At 63.8% G+C, this 18,214-nt stretch carries 15 protein-coding genes; 8 read left to right on the plus strand and 7 right to left on the minus strand.

Translation table 11 applies throughout. The features are described 5' to 3' along the window. From JJC00_RS29035 to JJC00_RS29050, 4 genes are all read left to right on the plus strand, one after another. A complete protein-coding gene (locus tag JJC00_RS29035) occupies positions 1 to 927 on the plus strand; it encodes a branched-chain amino acid ABC transporter permease (protein WP_200469255.1) in 927 nt (308 codons plus the stop codon). Beyond that, on the plus strand, positions 927 to 2,408 hold the full coding sequence (locus JJC00_RS29040; RefSeq protein ID WP_200469256.1) for an ATP-binding cassette domain-containing protein: 1,482 nt from the start codon (positions 927 to 929) through the stop codon (positions 2,406 to 2,408). Before JJC00_RS29035 ends, JJC00_RS29040 begins: the two co-directional genes overlap by 1 nt. A 40-nt stretch (positions 2,409 to 2,448) precedes the next feature. Next, positions 2,449 to 3,687, plus strand: a complete 1,239-nt coding sequence (locus JJC00_RS29045) for an ABC transporter substrate-binding protein (RefSeq protein ID WP_200469257.1) — start codon at positions 2,449 to 2,451, stop codon at positions 3,685 to 3,687. A gap of 189 nt (positions 3,688 to 3,876) precedes the next feature. Next, positions 3,877 to 4,776, plus strand: coding sequence for an SMP-30/gluconolactonase/LRE family protein (locus tag JJC00_RS29050; RefSeq protein ID WP_200469258.1), 900 nt, complete (start codon positions 3,877 to 3,879; stop codon positions 4,774 to 4,776). Positions 4,777 to 4,808: 32 nt separating this feature from the next. On the opposite strand, the gene JJC00_RS29055 is transcribed toward JJC00_RS29050, so the two are convergent. The 4 genes from JJC00_RS29055 to JJC00_RS29070 form a co-directional block, all read right to left on the minus strand. Then, positions 4,809 to 5,768 (minus strand): ABC transporter permease, encoded by a 960-nt coding sequence (locus JJC00_RS29055; RefSeq protein ID WP_200469259.1) that lies wholly within the window; start codon positions 5,766 to 5,768, stop codon positions 4,809 to 4,811. After that, the gene (locus JJC00_RS29060) at positions 5,765 to 6,877 is read right to left on the minus strand and encodes an ABC transporter permease (RefSeq protein WP_200469260.1); all 1,113 of its coding nucleotides are present in this window, start codon (positions 6,875 to 6,877) and stop codon (positions 5,765 to 5,767) included. The genes JJC00_RS29055 and JJC00_RS29060 overlap by 4 nt, the downstream gene beginning before the upstream one ends. Then, a complete protein-coding gene (locus JJC00_RS29065) occupies positions 6,870 to 8,417 on the minus strand; it encodes a sugar ABC transporter ATP-binding protein (protein ID WP_200469261.1) in 1,548 nt (515 codons plus the stop codon). Before JJC00_RS29065 ends, JJC00_RS29060 begins: the two co-directional genes overlap by 8 nt. A gap of 64 nt (positions 8,418 to 8,481) precedes the next feature. Next, entirely contained in the window at positions 8,482 to 9,612 is a 1,131-nt protein-coding gene (locus tag JJC00_RS29070) for a sugar ABC transporter substrate-binding protein (protein WP_200469262.1), read from the minus strand. 467 nt (positions 9,613 to 10,079) lie between these two features. Between JJC00_RS29070 and JJC00_RS29075 the strand changes: the two genes are divergently transcribed. Both JJC00_RS29075 and JJC00_RS29080 read left to right on the plus strand, forming a co-directional pair. Further along, positions 10,080 to 11,390, plus strand: coding sequence for an ABC transporter substrate-binding protein (locus tag JJC00_RS29075; RefSeq protein ID WP_200469263.1), 1,311 nt, complete (start codon positions 10,080 to 10,082; stop codon positions 11,388 to 11,390). Between the two features lie 555 nt (positions 11,391 to 11,945). Beyond that, positions 11,946 to 12,128, plus strand: a complete 183-nt coding sequence (locus JJC00_RS29080; RefSeq protein ID WP_200469264.1) for a hypothetical protein — start codon at positions 11,946 to 11,948, stop codon at positions 12,126 to 12,128. Positions 12,129 to 12,303: 175 nt separating this feature from the next. On the opposite strand, the gene JJC00_RS29085 is transcribed toward JJC00_RS29080, so the two are convergent. The 3 genes from JJC00_RS29085 to JJC00_RS29095 form a co-directional block, all read right to left on the minus strand. Continuing rightward, positions 12,304 to 13,473, minus strand: coding sequence for a Gfo/Idh/MocA family oxidoreductase (locus JJC00_RS29085; RefSeq protein ID WP_200469265.1), 1,170 nt, complete (start codon positions 13,471 to 13,473; stop codon positions 12,304 to 12,306). A gap of 47 nt (positions 13,474 to 13,520) precedes the next feature. Beyond that, entirely contained in the window at positions 13,521 to 13,835 is a 315-nt protein-coding gene (locus JJC00_RS29090; RefSeq protein WP_200469266.1) for a septal ring lytic transglycosylase RlpA family protein, read from the minus strand. A 98-nt stretch (positions 13,836 to 13,933) separates the two neighbouring features. Next, positions 13,934 to 14,779, minus strand: coding sequence for a CmcJ/NvfI family oxidoreductase (locus JJC00_RS29095; RefSeq protein WP_200469267.1), 846 nt, complete (start codon positions 14,777 to 14,779; stop codon positions 13,934 to 13,936). A 645-nt stretch (positions 14,780 to 15,424) separates the two neighbouring features. On the opposite strand from JJC00_RS29095, the gene glgC reads away from it, so the two are divergent. Next, positions 15,425 to 16,687 (plus strand): glucose-1-phosphate adenylyltransferase, encoded by a 1,263-nt coding sequence (gene glgC / locus JJC00_RS29100; RefSeq protein WP_200469268.1) that lies wholly within the window; start codon positions 15,425 to 15,427, stop codon positions 16,685 to 16,687. Next, entirely contained in the window at positions 16,684 to 18,135 is a 1,452-nt protein-coding gene (gene glgA / locus JJC00_RS29105; RefSeq protein ID WP_200469269.1) for a glycogen synthase GlgA, read from the plus strand. The genes glgC and glgA overlap by 4 nt, the downstream gene beginning before the upstream one ends. Positions 18,136 to 18,214 lie beyond the last annotated feature (79 nt).

The raw sequence follows: 18,214 nt of genomic DNA on the forward strand, positions 1-18,214 counted from the left end.
ATGGCGAGCTTCTTTACCTCGCGCCTGTTCTTCGTCTCGCTGGTACTCGTGATCATCGCAGCTACGCTGCCGCTTTATGTCTCCGGCTATGTGCTGGGCTTACTCACCGTCGCGTTCTATTTCGGCGTGTTCGCGATGGCCTGGGACCTGCTGTTCGGCTTCGCCGGCGAAGTGAATTTCGGGCCTACCTTCCTGATTGGCGTCGGCGCCTATACCGCCGGCATTCTCAATGCCCAGTTCGGCTGGTCGGTCTATCTCTGCATCGTGCTTGGCGCGAGCGCCTCCGTCATCGCCGGTCTCGTGCTGGCGCTGCCGGCGCTGCGCGTGCGCGGACCGTATTTCGGCCTGACCACGCTGGTCGCGGTCTTGATGCTGCAAAACTTCATCGTGGTGTTCGCCGATCTCACCGGTGGCGAGATCGGGCTGACCATCCCAGATGTCATCACCATCAATGCCGGCGCCAATTACTGGATCGCGCTCGGCTTCATGACGATCTCGGCCGCGATCCTCTACGGCCTGTCGCAATCGCCTGTCGGACTCGTGCTGCAGGCCAGCGGCCAGGATCCGGTGCAGGCCGGCGCGCTCGGCTTCAACATCGTCAAGCACAAACTCGCGGCCTTCATCGTCAGCGCGTTCTTCTCGGGGTTATCCGGCGCGCTGTTGGTGTTCTATTTCGGCACCGCCTCGGTCGGCACCGTCGTCGACGTCGCGGTCGGCGTCAACGTCATCGTCTCGGCCGTGCTCGGCGGCCGGCGCACCGTGCTGGGCGCCGCACTCGGTGCGATCTTCCTGATCGTCGCCGGCGAATTCCTGCGCCCGACCGGCGAGCTTGCGACCTTCATCGTCTCGGCGGTCGCCCTCCTCGTCGTCCTGTTCTTCCCCGGCGGCTTCCTCGGAGCGGCCCTCTCGCGCGAGGCTCGCTCGTAATGGACCAGAGGCTTTCAAACCGGCCCGTGCTCGAAGTCCGCGGCCTGACCAAACGTTTTGGCGGATTGACCGCGGTGAAGAACCTCGGCTTCGACGTCAATGGCGGCGAGATCTTCGGCCTGATCGGGCCGAACGGCTCGGGCAAATCCACCGCGATGAAGAGCGTGATGGGCATCGAGCGCCCGACCGCTGGCGACGTCGTGTTCGAGGGCGAGAATGTCGCGGGCCTGCCCGCGCACAAGATCGCGCGAAAAGGCTTTGGCATGGTGTTCCAGCATTCGCGGCCGCTGAACCGGCAGACGGTGCTGGAGAACATCATGGTCGCGCTCTTGCCGGACAGCCTGTTCATGCTGTTTCCGGACAAGGCGCTGGTCGAGCGCGCCAAGTGGATCGCCGATCGCGTCGGATTGGGCAGCGTGATGAACCGCCGTCCGCCGACGCTGCCCTTCGCCGATCTGCGCCGGCTCGAACTGGCAAAAGCGATCGCGCGTGATCCCAAAGTGGTGCTGGTGGACGAGCCCTTCGCCGGATTGACCCGCGCCGAGGTCGACGTGTTCTCCGACCTGATCCGCAGCTTCCGCGACGAAGGCCGCGCGGTGATGCTGGTCGACCACAACGTCAAGAGCGTCGCAGCACTGGTCGACCGCGTGCTGGCGATGTATCTCGGCGAGGAGATCGTCACCGGAAAGGCCGACGACGTCATGAAGAACGAGACGGTGCGCCGGGTCTACCTCGGCGGCGCCATCGAGAGCCAAGCGCGGCCCGAAACCAGCTTCAAGGACAAAGTGCCGCTGCTGCAGGTCGAGAATGTCAGCGTCCATTACGGCAAGGCACAGGCGCTGGAGAACGTCTCGATCCATATCCACGAGGGCGAGTTCGTCTCCATCGTCGGCCTCAACGGCGCCGGCAAGACCACGCTGTTCAACACCATCTCCGGCTTCCTGCCCTATAGCGGCGAGATCATCCGCGGCGGTGAGAAGCTGCGCGGCACCAGTCCGGCGAAGATCGCCCGCAGCGGCCTCGTGCAGTGCCCGGAATCGCGCGAGCTGTTCGGCGAGATGAGCGTGCGGGAAAATCTCGATCTCGGCGGGCAGCATCTCACCGACGACAAGCGCGCAGCGCAGCTGGCCTGGCTGTTCGAGCTGTTCCCGATCCTGAAGGAGCGCCAGGGTCAAATGGCGCAGACGCTCTCCGGCGGCGAGCAGCAGATGCTTGCGATCGGACGCGCGCTGATGATGCAGCCGCAGATCCTGATTCTGGACGAGCCGACGCTGGGGCTTGCGCCGGTCATCCTCGAGCTGTTGTCCAAGGCGCTAACGAAGCTGCGGCAGACCACGTCGATCACGGTGCTGCTCGGCGAGCAGAACGTCACCTTCGCGCTGCCGCATGCCGACCGCGTCTACGTGCTGGAGCACGCCAGGATCGTCTGGGAGGGCGATCCCGGCCGCTTCGCCGCTGAGGCCGGCGCCGATTTTCTCTAATGCGCGCGTATCAACAATAAACAACGAAAGGGAAACGACCATGCGATCATCGCGCATTCTGGGCTCTGGCCTCTTCACCTCCGCGCTGGCGCTGTGCCTCGCCGCGCCCGCCTACGCGCAGTCGAGCGATCCGATCAAGATCGGCGTCATCGCCGAGGTGCAATCGATCGCGGGCGCCGCGACACCGGGCGGCGCGCAGATCGCCGCCGACGAGATCAACGCCAAGGGCGGCATCCTCGGCCGCAAGGTCGAGATCGTCACCTATGACAACAAGAGCTCCTCGGCCGACTCGGTGCGCGCCTTCCAGCGCGCCGTGAGCGAGGACAAGGTCTCCGCGGTGATCGCAAGCTATATCAGCGAGGTCGTGCTGGCGCTCGAGCCCTGGGCAGCTCGCTTGAAGATGCCGCTGATCACGCCGGGTGCCGCCTCGAACGAAATCACCAAGGCGATCCACAACGACTACGAGAAGAACAAGTACACGTTCCACGGCTACCTGACCTCGGCGGCGCAAGCCCAGATCGTCTGCGACGCGGCCAAGGATCTTCTGGTCGACAAGATGCACATGAAGACGGTCGCGATCATGAGCGAGGACGCCGCCTGGACCAAGCCGCTCGATGTCGGCTACGAGGCCTGCCTGCCCAAGGCCGGGCTGAAGGTCGTCGAGCATGTGCGTTTTTCGCCTGACACCACCGACTTCACGCCGATCTTCAACAACATGGAAGCCAAGAAGCCTGACGTGATCGTGACAGGCATCTCCCATGTCGGCGTGCAGCCGACGGTGCAATGGAAGAACCAGCAGGTGCCGATCCCGATGTTCGGCATCAGCGCGCAGGCGCTGAGCCCGACGTTCTGGAAGGACACCAACGGCGCCGCAGACGGCGTGCCGTCGCTCGCGGTCGCAACACCCGATGTTGCCGTCACGTCCAAGACAAAACCGTTCGCGGCGGCCTTCGCCGCCAAGTTCGGCACGCCGCCGGCCTATACCGGCTACACCGCCTATGACGAGGTCTACATCATCACCGACGCAATCAAGCGCGCCGGCTCGACCGATCCCGACAAGATGGTCGCGGAGATGGAGAAGACCAATTTCGAGGGCACGATCGGCCAGATCCAGTTCTACGGCAAGGACGACGAGTTCACCCACGGCATCAAGTCCGGCCCCGGCGCGGTGACCGGCCTCGTCTTCCAGTGGCAGGACCAGAAGCAGGTCGTGGTGTGGCCGGAGAAGATCGCGGAAGGCAAGCTGAAGTTTCCGAACTTCGTGAAGCTGTCGCAGTAAGAGGGCGGAACAACGCCACCGTAACGACGTGATGCCCGGGCAGAAGCGCGAACGTCTTCACGCTAGATGTCCCGGGCATTTCGTTTTGCCCCCTTTGAACCGAAGCACCTTGCAAATTCGGCAGGGTCGATCACAGTAAGGATGGCACGCAGGCAGCTCCAAGAATCTGCGGCTCATCAAGGAGGACGCATGCTCCCCTATGTCGCCCACGACCCGCGCTTCGAGCGGCTGGTCATCGGCCATGTCAATCTCGAAAAGCTCGCCAGCGGTTGCCGCTGGGCTGAAGGCCCCGCCTACTTCCCGGCCGGGCGCTATCTGATCTGGTCCGACATTCCGAACAACCGGATGATGCGCTTCGACGAGACCGACGGCTCGGTGTCGGTATTCCGCGCGCCGAGCTTCAATTCCAACGGCAACACCACCGATCGCCAGGGGCGGCTGGTCAGTTGCGAGCATTTCATGCGGCGCGTCACCCGCACCGAGCACGACGGCTCGATCACCGTGCTGGCGGATGCGTTCGAGGGCCGCCGGCTGAATTCACCCAACGACGTTGTGGTCAAGTCGGACAACTCGATCTGGTTCTCAGATCCGACTTACGGCATCGACAGCGACTATGAAGGACAGCAGGGCCCGTCAGAGATCGGCGCCTCCAACGTCTACCGGATCGACGACAGCTCCGGCGCCATCACGCGCGTCGTGTCGGACCGGGTGCAGCCCAACGGGCTGGCCTTCTCGCCGGACGAAACCCGGCTCTATGTCGCCGACACCGGTGCGACGCATATCAGCGGGCTGCCGCCGACGATCTGGTCCTATCAGGTCAGGGGGCAAACAGTCGGCGAAGCCTCGCTGTTTGCCACCTGCCCGGACGGGCTCTATGACGGCTTCCGCTGCGACATCCATGGTAACATCTGGACGTCGGCGGGCCGCAGCGTGTTCTGCTACGCAGCCGACGGCACGCATCTCGGCACGGTCCCGATCGGCGAGATCGTCGCCAATGTCTGCTTCGGCGGCCCGCGCCGCAACCGCCTCTACATCTGCGGACAGACCTCGGTGTATTCGATCTACCTCAACACGCGGGCGGCGGTGTAAGGGAGCATCGCGACGAAGTCGAGCGTGTCGCGTCAACTGGTGACGCGCTCGCCGCGGCCGTAGACCAGCAGCATGAAGATGATGACGAGGCCATAGATCACCTGGCGGCCGGCCTCGGGCATGTCCATGATCGACAGCACGCTGTTGAGCAGCACGATCAGCACGACGCCAATCAGCGTCCCGAGATAGCGGCCGCGGCCGCCGAGGATGTTGGTGCCGCCGATCACGACCGCCGCGATCGACGGCAGCAGATAGGCATCGCCCATGCCCTGATAGGCCTTGGTGGAGTAACCGGCGAGCAGGACGCCGGCGAGCGCGGCTGCGACACCGCACAGGACGAAGCAGATCACGGTGATGCGGCGGGTATCGACACCGGCCAGATACGCGGCTGCTTCCTTGTTGCCGATGGCATAGACGTAACGGCCGAGCGCCGTGCGCTGGAGGACGATCGTGACGAGCACCGACACGGCGGCCCAGACGAACAAGGCGTTGGGGATGCCGAGCGTGCGGTCGCCGGCGAGCATCCGCATCAGGTCGGTGGCGCCGGTCTGCGGGGCGTAGCCGCCGGTGTGCGCGACCATCAGGCCGCGCATCACCGCGTTGACGCCAAGGGTGAAGATCATCGAGGGCACGCGCAGATAGGCGACCCCGATGCCGTTGACGAGACCGACCAGAAGCCCGACGCTGAGTCCAACCGGAATCGCAAGCGGTCCGCCGATCGATGTCGCCATCATCGCAGCCGCGGCAAGCGTCCACGGCACCGACAGGTCGATCTGGGCGATCAGGATCACCATCATCATCCCAGCGGCCACGATGCCGAGGAAGGCGCCGATCTGAAGTTGCTGCAACAGATAGGTCGGCGACAACAGCGGCGCGCTGCCGAAGCGCGCAAATGTATAGACCGTGCCCGCCACCAGGATGACGAGGATGAACAGGGCCGCGATCAGGATCGGGCGGTCGTCGCGCGAGAGGCTGAGGGAGGCCGAACTCATCGGAAGAGCTCCAGCGTGTTCTTGACGCGCAAAACGCCGAGCGCGCCGATGCTGACCGCCGCCAGCAGGATCAGGCCCTCGAACAGCGGTTGCAACAGCGGCGCGATGTCGAAGATGCGGAAGAAGAACGAGATGACGCGCAAAACCATGGCGCCGAAGATCGAGCCGATCGCGCTGCCGGTCCCGCCGAGCAGCGACGTCCCGCCGATGACGACCGAGGCGATCGAGTTGAGCGTGTAGGCGCCGGCCTGCGGGATGTCGGCATTGCCCGAGGATGTCTGGATGGCGAGGAACAGGCCGCCGCAGCCGGCGAAGAAGCCGGCGAGCGTGAAGGCGGCGATCTTGGCACGCTCGATCGGGAGGCCGGACATGTAGGCCGCGCCTTCGGCCGAGCCGACCGCATAGACGGCCCGGCCAAGCACGGAGCGGCGGAACGGCACCCAGACCAAGAGCGCGATCAGGACCAGCAGCACGAACGGCACCGGGATCCAGGCCACCGGCGCAAACCAGCTTGCCGCGCCATCATCGAAGATATGGACGGTCGCGGCGAAATCCCCGAGCGAATTGGTCAGCGCCCAGTTGAGATCCTCGTCGATCTTGCCGCCCGGCGTCGGCCGCAGGAACAGCGCGATGCCGATATAGACCGCGCCGGTCGCAAGCGTCGCGATGATCGGCTGGATCCGTCCATAGACGACGACGCAGCCGTTGACGAAGCCGGCCAGTGCGCCGGTCGCAAGACACATGACGATCCCGAGCAGGATGCCGCTCACCCCGCCGGGAAAGGTGCCGAGGCCGAGATGCAGACCGAATATCTCGAGATGCAACGGGGTGCCCCCTGCCGCCCCCGTGAGCAGATAGCTCGCAAAACACCCCACCATGGTCATGACGGCACCCACGGAGAGATCCAGCCCCGACGCCAACACCGGCACGGTCTGGGCCATCGCCAGCATGGCGAGTGCAAAGATCTCGTCGCCGTTCTGCACCAGAACCGCTGACGAGAAGCCCTTGGGATGGGCGAGGTTGTAGAGCAGATAGAGGATGGAGAACAACAGGACGGCGGTGACGATGCCGATGTTCTGCCGGATCCTGATCGCGACATCGTCAAGCATGGGCGGCTCCGGAAGTGTCCGCCGTCGCGGCGTCGATGTTCAGCGCGCTCGCGATGATGTTGGTCTCGGTGAGCTCATCACCCTCAAGCTCGCGCACGATGCGCCCGTCATACATGATCGCCACCCGGTCGCAGCAGCCTATGAGCTCGTCATAGTCGGTCGAGTAGAACAGGATGGCGGCGCCCTGGTCGGCGAGCTCGCGCATCAGCCGATAAAGCTCCTGCTTGGTGCCGACATCGATGCCGCGGGTGGGATCATTGAGCAAAATAATGCTCGGATCAGTCATCAGCCATTTGGCGAGAACGACCTTCTGCTGGTTGCCGCCGGAGAGTGTGGCGACCGCGTCGCCGGGCGCGCCGATCTTGATCTGCAGCCGCGCGATGGCGCGCTTGATCGCATCGTTCTCCTTGGCGCGATCGACCAGAGGTCCGCTCGAGATCGCGTCGAGCGAGGCGATCACCAGATTGTCGGCGATCGACATCGGCAGCATCAGGCCTTCGGTCTTGCGATCCTCCGGCACGAGCGCGATGCCGACCGACTTCGCCGCCGCCGGAGATCCCGGACGCACCTCGCGGCCTTCCACGGTGACTTGCCCGGAGACGCCGCGCAGCACCCCGAACAGCGCCAGCAGCAGGGATTTCTGGCCCTGGCCATCCAGCCCGCCGAGGCCGACGATCTCGCCGGCGCCGACGCGAAGCGAGATGCGATCAAGCCGCTTGTCCCAACTCAGATGATCGACGGCCAGCATCGGCTTCGGCGATCCGCGCGCGGGCTTGGGCGGATACTGCGTGGCGATGTCGCGTCCGATCATGAGCTGAACGATATCGGCGGTCGAGCGTCGGCCCTTGTCGAAGGTCTCGATATGGCGCCCGTTGCGGAACACGGAGGCGCGGTCGGCCAGCGCCTCGACCTCGTGCATCCGGTGCGAGATGTAGAGAATGGCAACGCCGTCGGCCTTGAGCCGCGCCAGCATGGCATAGACCTTCTCGACGTCGGCACTGGTGAGGGCCGATGTCGCTTCGTCGAGGATCAAGAGCTGCGGCTTCTTGCCGAGCGCCTTGGCGATCTCCACCACCTGGCGGCGCGACAGCGGCAGATCGCGCACGCGCAGCAGGGGATTGACGTCCTCACAACCGATCTCGGCCAGCAGCTGCTCGGCGCGGCGGCGCTGCGCCCGGGCGTCGATGAGGCCGAAGCGGCGTGGCGGCGACGCGATCGAGATATTGTCCGCGACCGAAAGGTCGGGCATCAGCGACAATTCCTGGAAGATGCAGACGACGCCGGCGGCATTGGCCGCGGACGGCGTCGCGAAGCTCACATCGCGTCCGCCGAGCCGCATTGTGCCGGCATCAGGCTGGACGACGCCGGCGATGATCTTGATCAGCGTCGACTTGCCGGCACCGTTCTCGCCCAGCACCGCATGGATCTTGCCGCGCTCGCATGCGAAGTCGACACCTTCGAGCGCCCGCACACCGGCGTAGCGCTTGGAGATTCCGGACAGGGCGAGGAAGGCGGGTTGGCTCGGGGTGGCGTCCGGCATGGCGGAGCTCACGCAGCAACGGCCCGGCCAAGGCCGGGCCGCAACCGGGACATCTCCAGTGCGCTCACTGGGTGTTCTTCTCGCTCTGCGACATGATCTCCGGCGCCGTGAAATTGACGCCGCAGGGCGTGAACTGGTTCGGCGCGAAGAAGTTTGCGTTGAGGTCCGGCCAGTAGTTGGTGCCGGGCTTCAGGTCCTTGTAGGTCGCAACGGGGATCGGGATCGAGATGAGCTGCGGCATGACGTTGCCTTGCAGCGCAGAGATCGCCGCCTTGGTGGCGATGGCGACCAGCGCCGGAGACTGGCCGTAGGACATGCCCTTGAGCCCGTCCTTGGCGTGATCGGCGATCTGCTTGCGGTACTCGTTCTCACCCTCGCCCGACATCGGAACGAAGGGGTGCTTCGCCGACATCATCGCCTGCACCGTGCCGTCGGAGCCGCCCTGTGTGAACACGCCGTCGAAATGGCCGTGCACCGCGAGCGCGTCCGCCGTCACTTTCTGCGAGGTGCCGGTGTCCCAATTGCCGACCACTTCGGTGATCTTGAAGCTGTTGCCCGGCGCTTCCATGACTTCGCGGAAGCCGAGATGGCGATCGCGGTCGACCGAATTGCCCGGCAGGCCGCGAACTTCGAGGATGTCGCCTGCCTTCTTGCCGCTCTCATCGATGAGCCACTTCGCCGACATGCGGCCCATTTCCTTCTGGTCCTCGTTGACCATCATCACCTTGTCGGTGTCGAGGACGTTATCGAAGGGGACCACGACCACGTTGTTCTTGTCGGCGAGGCGGATAATGCGGTCGAAGCCATCGGGGGCCACCGCGATGGTGACGATGGCGTCAAAACCCTGATTGATGAAGTCCTCCATCGCGCCGAGTTGCGCTGCAACATCGGTGCCGGTCGAGACGACCTTGAACTCCTTGATGTTCTCCTTGATGCCCGGCTGCGCGGCGAAGGCCTTTGCGGTCTTCACCATCTGGATGCGCCAGGTGTTGCCGACGAAGCCGTTGACGAGCGCGATCTTGTAGGGACCGGGCTTCTTGTCCCACTGGAAGAACTTGGTTTGGGCAGACCAGGGCTTGAAGCAGCCGGGATCGGCACCCGGACCGGACACGACCTTCGGCCCTGCCAAGGCACTGACCGGGGACAGCAACAGGCCAACGCAAGCGAGCCCCGCAAAACGAAGCGTCCACACCATGTCTCTTCTCCCTAAGCTTTTGTGTTCCACCCTTAACGTGGCACAATGGCCAAGCCGGGAATTGGGCTTCCCGTGCAATTTACCCAGCTAGGATGGCACGCAACATCTGACGGGCACAAGCCGAATGCCCGTTGTGAGCCCGACCGGCGGCGAACGCGCGGGAGCGAAACCGTCACAATTGCGGAAGACAATGCCGTGTCGGGGCGACGCCGAAAGCACTCGCACGACAAGCGGATGTTCGCCTCCGGCATGATGCAGAGCCATTGGACGATCCGTAGTGAGGGATAGCGGAGCGGTCTATTCCCGAGCGCTCCCCAAAAAGAATGATACTCAGGGAAAAATGCCTGTGATCACCGACGGCCGCGATTTGCCTGGTGCGGTGCATGTTGACTTTCACAAGCGCCCTCCAAATACTCGCCAAAAAACATAAAGCCAGTCGCAAACGACGGTTTGGAGGGAGGGATAGGATGCCGACTTCACGCAGGCAGCTGCTGAAGGGTACGGCGGCTGCCGCCGCTACACTCAGCCTCGATTGGACCCAGGCCCGGGCGCAAGCCGAGAACTTGCGCATCGGCCTGATCTACGATCTCACCGGACCATTCGCCGCGGGCGGCTCGGTCGCCTCCTCGGTCGGCGCGCAGATCGCCATCGACCTCGTCAACGAGAAGGGGGGCATCGGCGGCAAGACCAAGATCGTGCCCATCTCCGCCGACTCCCAGAGCAAGGCCGACGTCGCCATCAACGAAGCCGAGCGCCTGATCAGCCAGGAAAAGATCGACATCATCAACGGCGTCTACTCCAGCGCGCACGCCGTGCCGATGGCGGCAAAGGTCGAGCAGCAGAAGAAGATCCTCTGGATCACGACCGCGGTCTCGACCGCCGTGTTCAAGGACAAGAACCTGCAATACGTCTTTCGCGCGCAGATCCATTCGGATCAATACGGCCAGGCCTTTGCCGGCTTCATCGCCGAGCATGCGAAGACAAAACTCGGCATGGAGCCGAAGGAGGTCAAGGTCGCGCTGATCCATGAGGACGGTCCGTATGGCGTCGGTGTCGCCGCGGCCGACGAGGCCTATGCCAAGGAGGCCGGCATCCAGGTGGTGCTGCGCGAAGGCTATTCGGCCTCCGCCCCCGATCTCTCTGTGCTCGTCACAAAACTCAAGCGCGCCAAGGTCGATGTGATCTCGCACGCCGGCTACAATCCCGACATCACCCTGTTCTTGCGTCAGGCACGCGAGAGCGGACTTCGTTTCAAGATGCTGTTCGGTGCCGGCGCCGGCTATAGCCAGCTCGACAAGCTGCGCGCGACCTTCGGCGCCGACATCGACAATTTCTGCAACATCGATCCGGTGCCGGCGCAACTGCTCGATCCGTCGAAGCTTGCGCCCGGCATCGGCGATCTGATCAAGACCATGGTCACGCGCTACCAGGCCAAGACCGGCGCCACCGACGTGCCGCCGCACTGCTCGATGGGCTTCAACCAGACCTGGGTGCTGCTCAACAACGTGCTGCCGGTGGCGAAAGAGAAATACGGCAGCTTCGAGCCAGAGGCCATTCGCAAGGCCGCGCTCGACGTCGACATCCCGCCCGGCGGCACCATCCAGGGCTACGGCGTGAAGTTCTTCCCGCCGGGCACGCCGCTCTCGGGCCAGAACGAACGCTCGACGCCGGTGGTGATGCAGAACGCCGGCGAGCACATCTCGGTGGTGTGGCCGACCAACATCCGCACGCAGGACCCCGTGTTTCCGTTGCCGAAGGGATCGACTTACGGGGCGTAGGGAAGTTGCGGTGCTTGTCGTCATCCTCCCGCTCCGGGGCAGGGCAATCGCCTATCGGAGCGATTCCCCTGTGGCCATCCTTCGAGACGCCCGCCATTGGCGGGCCCTCAGGATGAGGACCGAGTGTGCAGCCGTAGTTTTAACGAGCACCGATGCCGCTTAGCCTCATCCTGAGGAGACCGCGAAGCGGTCGTCTCGAAGGACGAGGCGCGCACTCAGGTCGCGCAAAATGCCATACGCGATCGCCCTGCCCTCCCACCCCCGGATGGCGTTGCAGACCCAGGCCCTCGCAGCCAGTGGTTATGCTCTTCGCGTTGTAGTTGGATTTTTGCCGCAAGGCGGCCCGCACAGGTTGCGAAACGAAGTCTTATTGAAATAAAAATCTTCTAGAGTGTGATCTAGATAATCAACCCTGCTTCGTCTTCGTGCGTACAAACGGATCAACCAATCGCACGCAGCGCCGGTTTGATTTAGTCGGCACCGGCTCGCATGATCGAGCCATGCAGCGGCGATTAGCAATTTTCAGATTGTAGAATTTCAACGATGGGGGTCAAAATGCCCGCCATACTCGAACTGCTCTACAAGGAATTTTGCCGCGCCCGTCTTGCCGAGATGCGCAAACAGTTTCTCCTCACGGGCAAGCATCCCAAACTTTTTCTGCCGGACGATGATTCCGCCGATCTGGATGATGCGGCGGACGCACAGCACGAAGCGGACCTGAAGCGCGCGCGGGAATAATCACGCCACGGCAATAGTATTTAGAAAGGCAGCACCTTTCAGGAGGCAACATTGAATACGCCCGAATTCTATGCTGCGTCGATTGCCTGCCTCTCTTGCCTGACCATCGTCGTGATGATGGCTGTCGGAGCCTGGTAGGCGGCGAGATTGATATCAGCGAAGCTGCGGCGACGCCCTACAACACCACCCGCCGCCCTTCTTCCGCCGCCCAATAGCCGGCGTAATTCACCTTGATTGTCTCGTAGGCCAGCGCGAGATCCGACAGCGGCTGCCGTCCCGTCGCGACGCATTCCATGAAATCCTGGATCTCCTGGAGATAGCCGCGCGTCCATTCCTCCTCGAGGCAGACATACTGCCAGCCGGTTTTGCGGTCGACCTTCTCGGTGATGTAGACGCTTGCGAGTTTCTCCTCGCTCGTCTGGTAACTCATCAGATGCGTGTTCGGGGTGATGTTGGCAAACAGCGAGCCGCCGCTGGTGTAGGTCTCGATCAGGTTGCGCACGCCGCCCATGATCATGTCGCCGGAGAACACGGTGGCCTTGGTGCCGTCGGAGAAGGTCGCCGTCAGCGTGCCCCAATCCTCGACGTCGACCGGATTGGCCTTGATGTAGGTCCGCTCCTCCGGCTTGAGGCCCGCCGTGACGTTGCCGACATCGCCGGTGACGCTGGCGACCTTGACGGTCTCGCCACGCGCCTTCGCCTCGACCTGCTTGAGATACAGCACGGCTGAGAGCGGATGGCAGCCCATCCGGATCAGCGAGCCGCCGCCGGTCATCGCCCATTGCGCGGCATGCGCCGCATGCGAGCCGGAATGGCTCTCCTCGCCCTTCATGAACAGGATCTTGTCCTTTGTCGCCTTGAGGATCTCGGCGGTCTTGGTCACGGCCGGTGCGTAGATCCAGTCCTCGGCATACATGAAGAGTTTTCCGGTGCGCTCGATCGCGGCACGCGTGGCGTCCATCTCCTCCAGCACGCGCTCATACATCAGCGCCTTCGGCACGTGTTTGCCTATTGGTTGCTCGTCGCCGTTGCGGCCGAAATAGCCGGCAAACGGCTTTTCGCAGATGACATGCTTGCCAGCCTGCATGCTGGCGACAATCATCTCGGCGTGGAGATTGGGCGGCGTGCAGATGTCGATGACATCGAGCGCGCGGTCGGCGATCATTTCCGCAAAACTGCGATAGACCCGCGGGATGTTATGGCGGGCGGCAAATTCGACGACGTGATCGCCGCGCGCAGCGACCGCCGCAACCTCGACGTCCACGCCATAGACGCGCCGGAACGCATACATATGCAGCTCCGACACGAAGCCGCAGCCGACGAGCCCGACCCTGATCCTGGCCATGGCGCCCCTCCCCTTGCTGTGGGCGGCACTATAGCGCGCTCGTCGGGCTATTCCACCGAGACCCGCACCACGCCGGCGCTCATCATGCCGAGCGCGCGGGCGGCCGACACCGACAAATCGACGATGCGGCCGCGGATGAAGGGACCGCGATCATTGACGCGGCACTGGATCGTGCGCCCGCTGTAGGACACCCTGAGCACGCTGCCGAACGGACGCGTCCGGTGCGCGCAAGTCAGCTCGCCGCTCTTCGCGGCTTTTCCGTATCCATAATATGAGGCAAGTCCGCTTTCAGCGTGGGCAATGGAAAATGCAAAAAGCGAGAAAGTGGTCAGACACAACAATAGCGTCGGCTGCGCTCGCACGGCACCGCTCCAGGTTGGCCCCGCGCTGCAACGTCGTCGGGTTCCCCTTGGTTCCCACGACACTGCCGGGTGGTGCCCGGCAGTGCCATCACACATTGTTACTGTTTGTGAAAGACCAGCGTGCGCACCTCGATGCTCTCGCGCGGCGCGGCATCAAGCGGCGTGGTCGGATCGACGAAGGCGGTGTGCGGCCCGAAACGGGTACGGCCGTCGGTCGCTGAGTCGTAGCATTTGAGTAGCAGCGCCTCGTCCGCCGTCATCTCGGGGAAATAGAACCAGCAGTGGTTCGGATTGTATTTCACCGAATAGGTCTCGCCGCTGCGGTTGGGATAGATCAGGTCGGAGGCGACGAGATCGTCGGGCGCGACGGTCGTGCCGTCGACCATCGCAAGCGGTGAGTCCCGCAGCGGGCCGCGGATCGGCCGCCAGAGATTGATCACCTGGACGCGGCCCTTCAGCAGTTCGTCGGCTTCGTCTGGTAGATGCTCGCGCACACGGTTCGCACCGGAGACGGCGGTTTGGTCGACATGCACGCGCGTGGCGGGCTGGCGTGGGCCACCGTCGCGAATATCCGGGGCACCCTCGACGCGCCTGCGCACAGTGTGGTCGAAGATGAAAACGCGATCGGCCTTCAGCGTCGCGCGCAGGAAAGCCTCGACGGCCGGATAGTAGACGGCGCGGATTTCCTCGTCGTTGTAAAAATCCTTCACCTGGTTGGGGTGACGCACCAGCGCAAAGCCTTCGCGGTCGAGCGAGAAGTTCTGCGCGATCAGGCGCGCATCGAAGATCGGCACCTGATGCGGCTCCGGCAGCGAGGTGCTTTTCGGTTCGCCCGGCGGCGGATCGAAGGCGTAGGTGCGAGGCTTGCCGGACACCGGCGCGAGATAGTTGAGTTCAGCGGTAACGAAGGGAAGCGATTCGATTTTTGTTTCTTGCAGGCCCATGGCCGGTCTCCCGATGTGGTCGTCTGTTTGATTTTTGACGGGATGGACGACGGTGCAAGGGAGGAGGTGCAAATAGCAATGAGGGCGTTGTTGTCGGCTCAAAGCACAGAAGGAATGTTTCGAGAAAAGCGATCGGGTCGGAAGTCTCGTTCCTACCTCACAGCCGCTTGATGACTTCGTGAGGTCTCGTGCCCCGGACGCAACGCATCACTAGCCCCGTCCCGGATATCCGTAGCCATAGTACGGCCCACCGCCGCAATAGCCGTAAGGTCCACCGCTGGCGATCGCCAGACGCAAGGCCACGGAGCCCCCATCCAAAGCCACGGCCACGCCAATAGACCGGCGTGACGTGTTCGCCGGGCCGTTCGAATTCGCGTGCGGCGCACAAGACATGCTCCCATGCCGGGATTGTGGTCTCCTGAGATCACCTCCCGCCGATGTGACATCGGGACGACGGCGCGGGTGGGCCCGCGTAGCCCGCGGCAAAGCGTTAAGCTTCCCATGCGTTCGCAACCAACAAGCACCTTCCCGATTACCTATTCGTACCGTTACTATCGGTTCTAATGGTGCGCGGCCGGAAGGCACTTCGCGAAGGCCTTGGTTTACGCCAGAATTTGGCTTGCGCCAGACGAGTGGGAGGATGACATGAGTGCCGCCGGAAATGAGCCGCTTGCCCGCCAGGCTTTGGCGTTTGTCCTGGCCGGTGGACGCGGCAGCCGGCTGCTGGAACTGACCGACCGGCGCGCCAAGCCCGCGGTCTACTTCGGCGGCAAATCCCGCATCATCGATTTCGCGCTGTCGAACGCGGTCAACTCGGGCATCCGCCGCATCGCGGTTGCCACCCAGTACAAGGCGCACAGCCTGATCCGGCATCTGCAGATGGGCTGGAACTTCTTCCGGCCCGAGCGCAACGAGAGCTTCGACATCCTGCCTGCGAGCCAGCGAGTCTCGGAGAACATGTGGTACGTCGGCACGGCCGATGCAATCTACCAGAACATCGACATCATCGAGTCCCACGCCTGCCGCTTCATCGTCGTGCTCGCGGGCGACCACATCTACAAGATGGACTACGAAGTGATGCTGCGCCAGCACGTCGACAGCGGCGCCGACGTCACCGTCGGCTGCCTCGAAATGCCGCGCGCGGAATCAAGCGGCTTCGGCATCATGCATGTCGACGAGAACGGCTGGATCAAGTCGTTCCTGGAGAAGCCGAAAGATCCGCCGCCGATGCCGGGCAAGCCGGACGTCTCGCTTGCCAGCATGGGCATCTACGTCTTCGACGCGAAATTCCTGTTCGAGGAGCTCAAGCGCGACGCCGAGGACCCGCACTCGAACCACGATTTCGGCAAGGACATCATTCCCTACATCGTCAAGAATGGCCGCGCGATCGCGCATCAGTTCTCGACCTCCTGCGTGCGCTCGGGCAGCAATCCGCGCGCCTATTGGCGTGACGCTGGCACGGTGGATGCCTATTGGGCGGCCAATATCGACCTCACCGACGTGGTGCCGGAGCTCGATCTGTTCGATCGGGCCTGGCCGATCTGGTCCTATGCGGAGATCACGCCGCCGGCAAAATTCGTTCACGACGAGGAGAGCCGGCGCGGTTCGGCGGTGAGCTCGCTGGTCTCGGGCGGTTGCATCATTTCCGGCGCCTCGCTGCGCCGCTCGCTGCTGTTCACCGGCGTGCGGATCAACTCCTACGCCAATGTCGAGAACGCCGTAATCATGCCTTACGTCAATGTCGGGCGCGGCGCGCGGCTGAAGAACGTCGTGATCGACCGCGGCGTCGAGATCCCCGAAGGCCTCGTGGTCGGCGAGGATCCCGAGCTCGACGCAAAACGCTTCCGCACCACCGAGCAGGGCATCTCGCTGATCACCCAGCCGATGATCGACGGTCTCAATACATGACGCCTGTTCGCGTCCTCGCGGTCGCTTCTGAAGTCTATCCCATCGTCAAGACCGGCGGCCTCGCGGACGTCGCCGGTGCGCTGCCGATTGCGCTGAAGGCGCACGGCGTCGAGATGCGGACGCTGATGCCGGGCTATCCGCAGGTGATGCGGCTGCTCTCTGGCGCGAATGAGATCCGGCGCTGGCCGGATTATTTCGGCGGCCCCGGACGCCTGCTCGCCGGCTCGCATGACGGGCTCGACCTGTTCGTGCTCGACGTACCGCATCTCTACGCACGGCCGGGCAACCCCTACGTCACCACTGAAGGGGTCGACTGGCCGGACAACGGCGTGCGCTTCGCGGCGCTGTCGCGCGTGGCAGCCGATATCGGCCACGGTCTCGTCGCGGCCTTCGTGCCTGACGTCGTGCATGCTCATGACTGGCAGGCCGGGCTGGCACCGGCCTATCTGCACTACGATGGCGGGGCGCGGCCCGGCACCGTCATGACCATTCACAACATGGCTTATCAAGGCAAGTTCGACCGCACGCTGGCGGGCGCGATCGGCTTGCCGCAGGACGCGTCGTTCGATGTCCACGGCCTCGAATATTTCGGCGGCATCAGTTTTTTGAAAGCCGGGCTGCGACTGGCCGATCGCATCACCACGGTGTCGCCGACCTATGCGCAGGAGATCCAGAGCGACGAGGGCGGCATGGGGCTCGGCGGCCTGCTGCGCGAGCGCGCAAGCGTGCTGAGCGGCATCCTCAACGGCATCGACACCGAAGTCTGGAATCCGCAAACCGATGCGCACATCGCCTATCGCTTCGGCGCGCAGGACCTCACGTTTCGAGCCGCGAACAAGGCGGTGCTTCAGCAGCAATTCAATCTCGATTCCTCCGACGAAGCACCGCTGCTCGGCGTCATTAGCCGGCTGTCCTGGCAGAAGGGGCTTGACCTGCTGCTCGAGGCGATCCCGACGATCCTGGACCAGGGCATGCAGCTCGCGCTGCTCGGCAGCGGCGACCGCGATCTCCAGGATCGCTATCAGGCCGCGGCGCGTGCCAGTCCTGGCCGGATCGGCGTCATGATCGGCTATGACGAAATACTGGCGCATCTGATGCAGGCCGGCTCGGACGCGCTCCTCGTGCCGTCACGGTTCGAACCGTGCGGGCTCACCCAGCTCTGTGCCCTGCGCTACGGCGCCGTCCCCATCGTCGCCCGTGTCGGCGGCCTCGAGGACACCATCGTCGACATCGGCGAGACCGGACAAAATGCCACCGGATTCAAGTTCGGCCCCGTGACGGCGGACGCCCTCGCCGGCACGCTACGCAACGCGAATGCTGTCTTCCACGACAAGCCGACCTGGCGACGGCTGCAATTGAGCGGCCTTGCGACCGACGTCTCGTGGCGCCACCGCGCCGGCGAATACGCCTCGCTCTATCGCGGCCTGATGGCGTCCCGCCGCGGCTGAAATGAGAGTTGAACTCGCGGAGAGGCACCCCTCATCCGGCGCTTCGCGCCACCTTCTTCCACAAACAAGGGGAGAAGGA

Origin of the sequence: Bradyrhizobium diazoefficiens (assembly GCF_016616885.1) — a bacterium.
GTDB lineage: Bacteria > Pseudomonadota > Alphaproteobacteria > Rhizobiales > Xanthobacteraceae > Bradyrhizobium > Bradyrhizobium diazoefficiens_F.

Excerpts from the sequence above, each read along its gene's own strand:
- JJC00_RS29035 (WP_200469255.1), top strand. The coding sequence starts at position 1 with ATGGCGAGCTTCTTTACCTCGCGCCTGTTCTTCGTCTCGCTGGTACTC.
- JJC00_RS29040 (WP_200469256.1), top strand. The coding sequence starts at position 927 with ATGGACCAGAGGCTTTCAAACCGGCCCGTGCTCGAAGTCCGCGGCCTG.
- JJC00_RS29045 (WP_200469257.1), top strand. The coding sequence starts at position 2,449 with ATGCGATCATCGCGCATTCTGGGCTCTGGCCTCTTCACCTCCGCGCTG.
- JJC00_RS29050 (WP_200469258.1), top strand. The coding sequence starts at position 3,877 with ATGCTCCCCTATGTCGCCCACGACCCGCGCTTCGAGCGGCTGGTCATC.
- JJC00_RS29055 (WP_200469259.1), bottom strand. The coding sequence starts at position 5,768 with ATGAGTTCGGCCTCCCTCAGCCTCTCGCGCGACGACCGCCCGATCCTG.
- JJC00_RS29060 (WP_200469260.1), bottom strand. The coding sequence starts at position 6,877 with ATGCTTGACGATGTCGCGATCAGGATCCGGCAGAACATCGGCATCGTC.
- JJC00_RS29065 (WP_200469261.1), bottom strand. The coding sequence starts at position 8,417 with ATGCCGGACGCCACCCCGAGCCAACCCGCCTTCCTCGCCCTGTCCGGA.
- JJC00_RS29070 (WP_200469262.1), bottom strand. The coding sequence starts at position 9,612 with ATGGTGTGGACGCTTCGTTTTGCGGGGCTCGCTTGCGTTGGCCTGTTG.
- JJC00_RS29075 (WP_200469263.1), top strand. The coding sequence starts at position 10,080 with ATGCCGACTTCACGCAGGCAGCTGCTGAAGGGTACGGCGGCTGCCGCC.
- JJC00_RS29080 (WP_200469264.1), top strand. The coding sequence starts at position 11,946 with ATGCCCGCCATACTCGAACTGCTCTACAAGGAATTTTGCCGCGCCCGT.
- JJC00_RS29085 (WP_200469265.1), bottom strand. The coding sequence starts at position 13,473 with ATGGCCAGGATCAGGGTCGGGCTCGTCGGCTGCGGCTTCGTGTCGGAG.
- JJC00_RS29095 (WP_200469267.1), bottom strand. The coding sequence starts at position 14,779 with ATGGGCCTGCAAGAAACAAAAATCGAATCGCTTCCCTTCGTTACCGCT.
- glgC (WP_200469268.1), top strand. The coding sequence starts at position 15,425 with ATGAGTGCCGCCGGAAATGAGCCGCTTGCCCGCCAGGCTTTGGCGTTT.
- glgA (WP_200469269.1), top strand. The coding sequence starts at position 16,684 with ATGACGCCTGTTCGCGTCCTCGCGGTCGCTTCTGAAGTCTATCCCATC.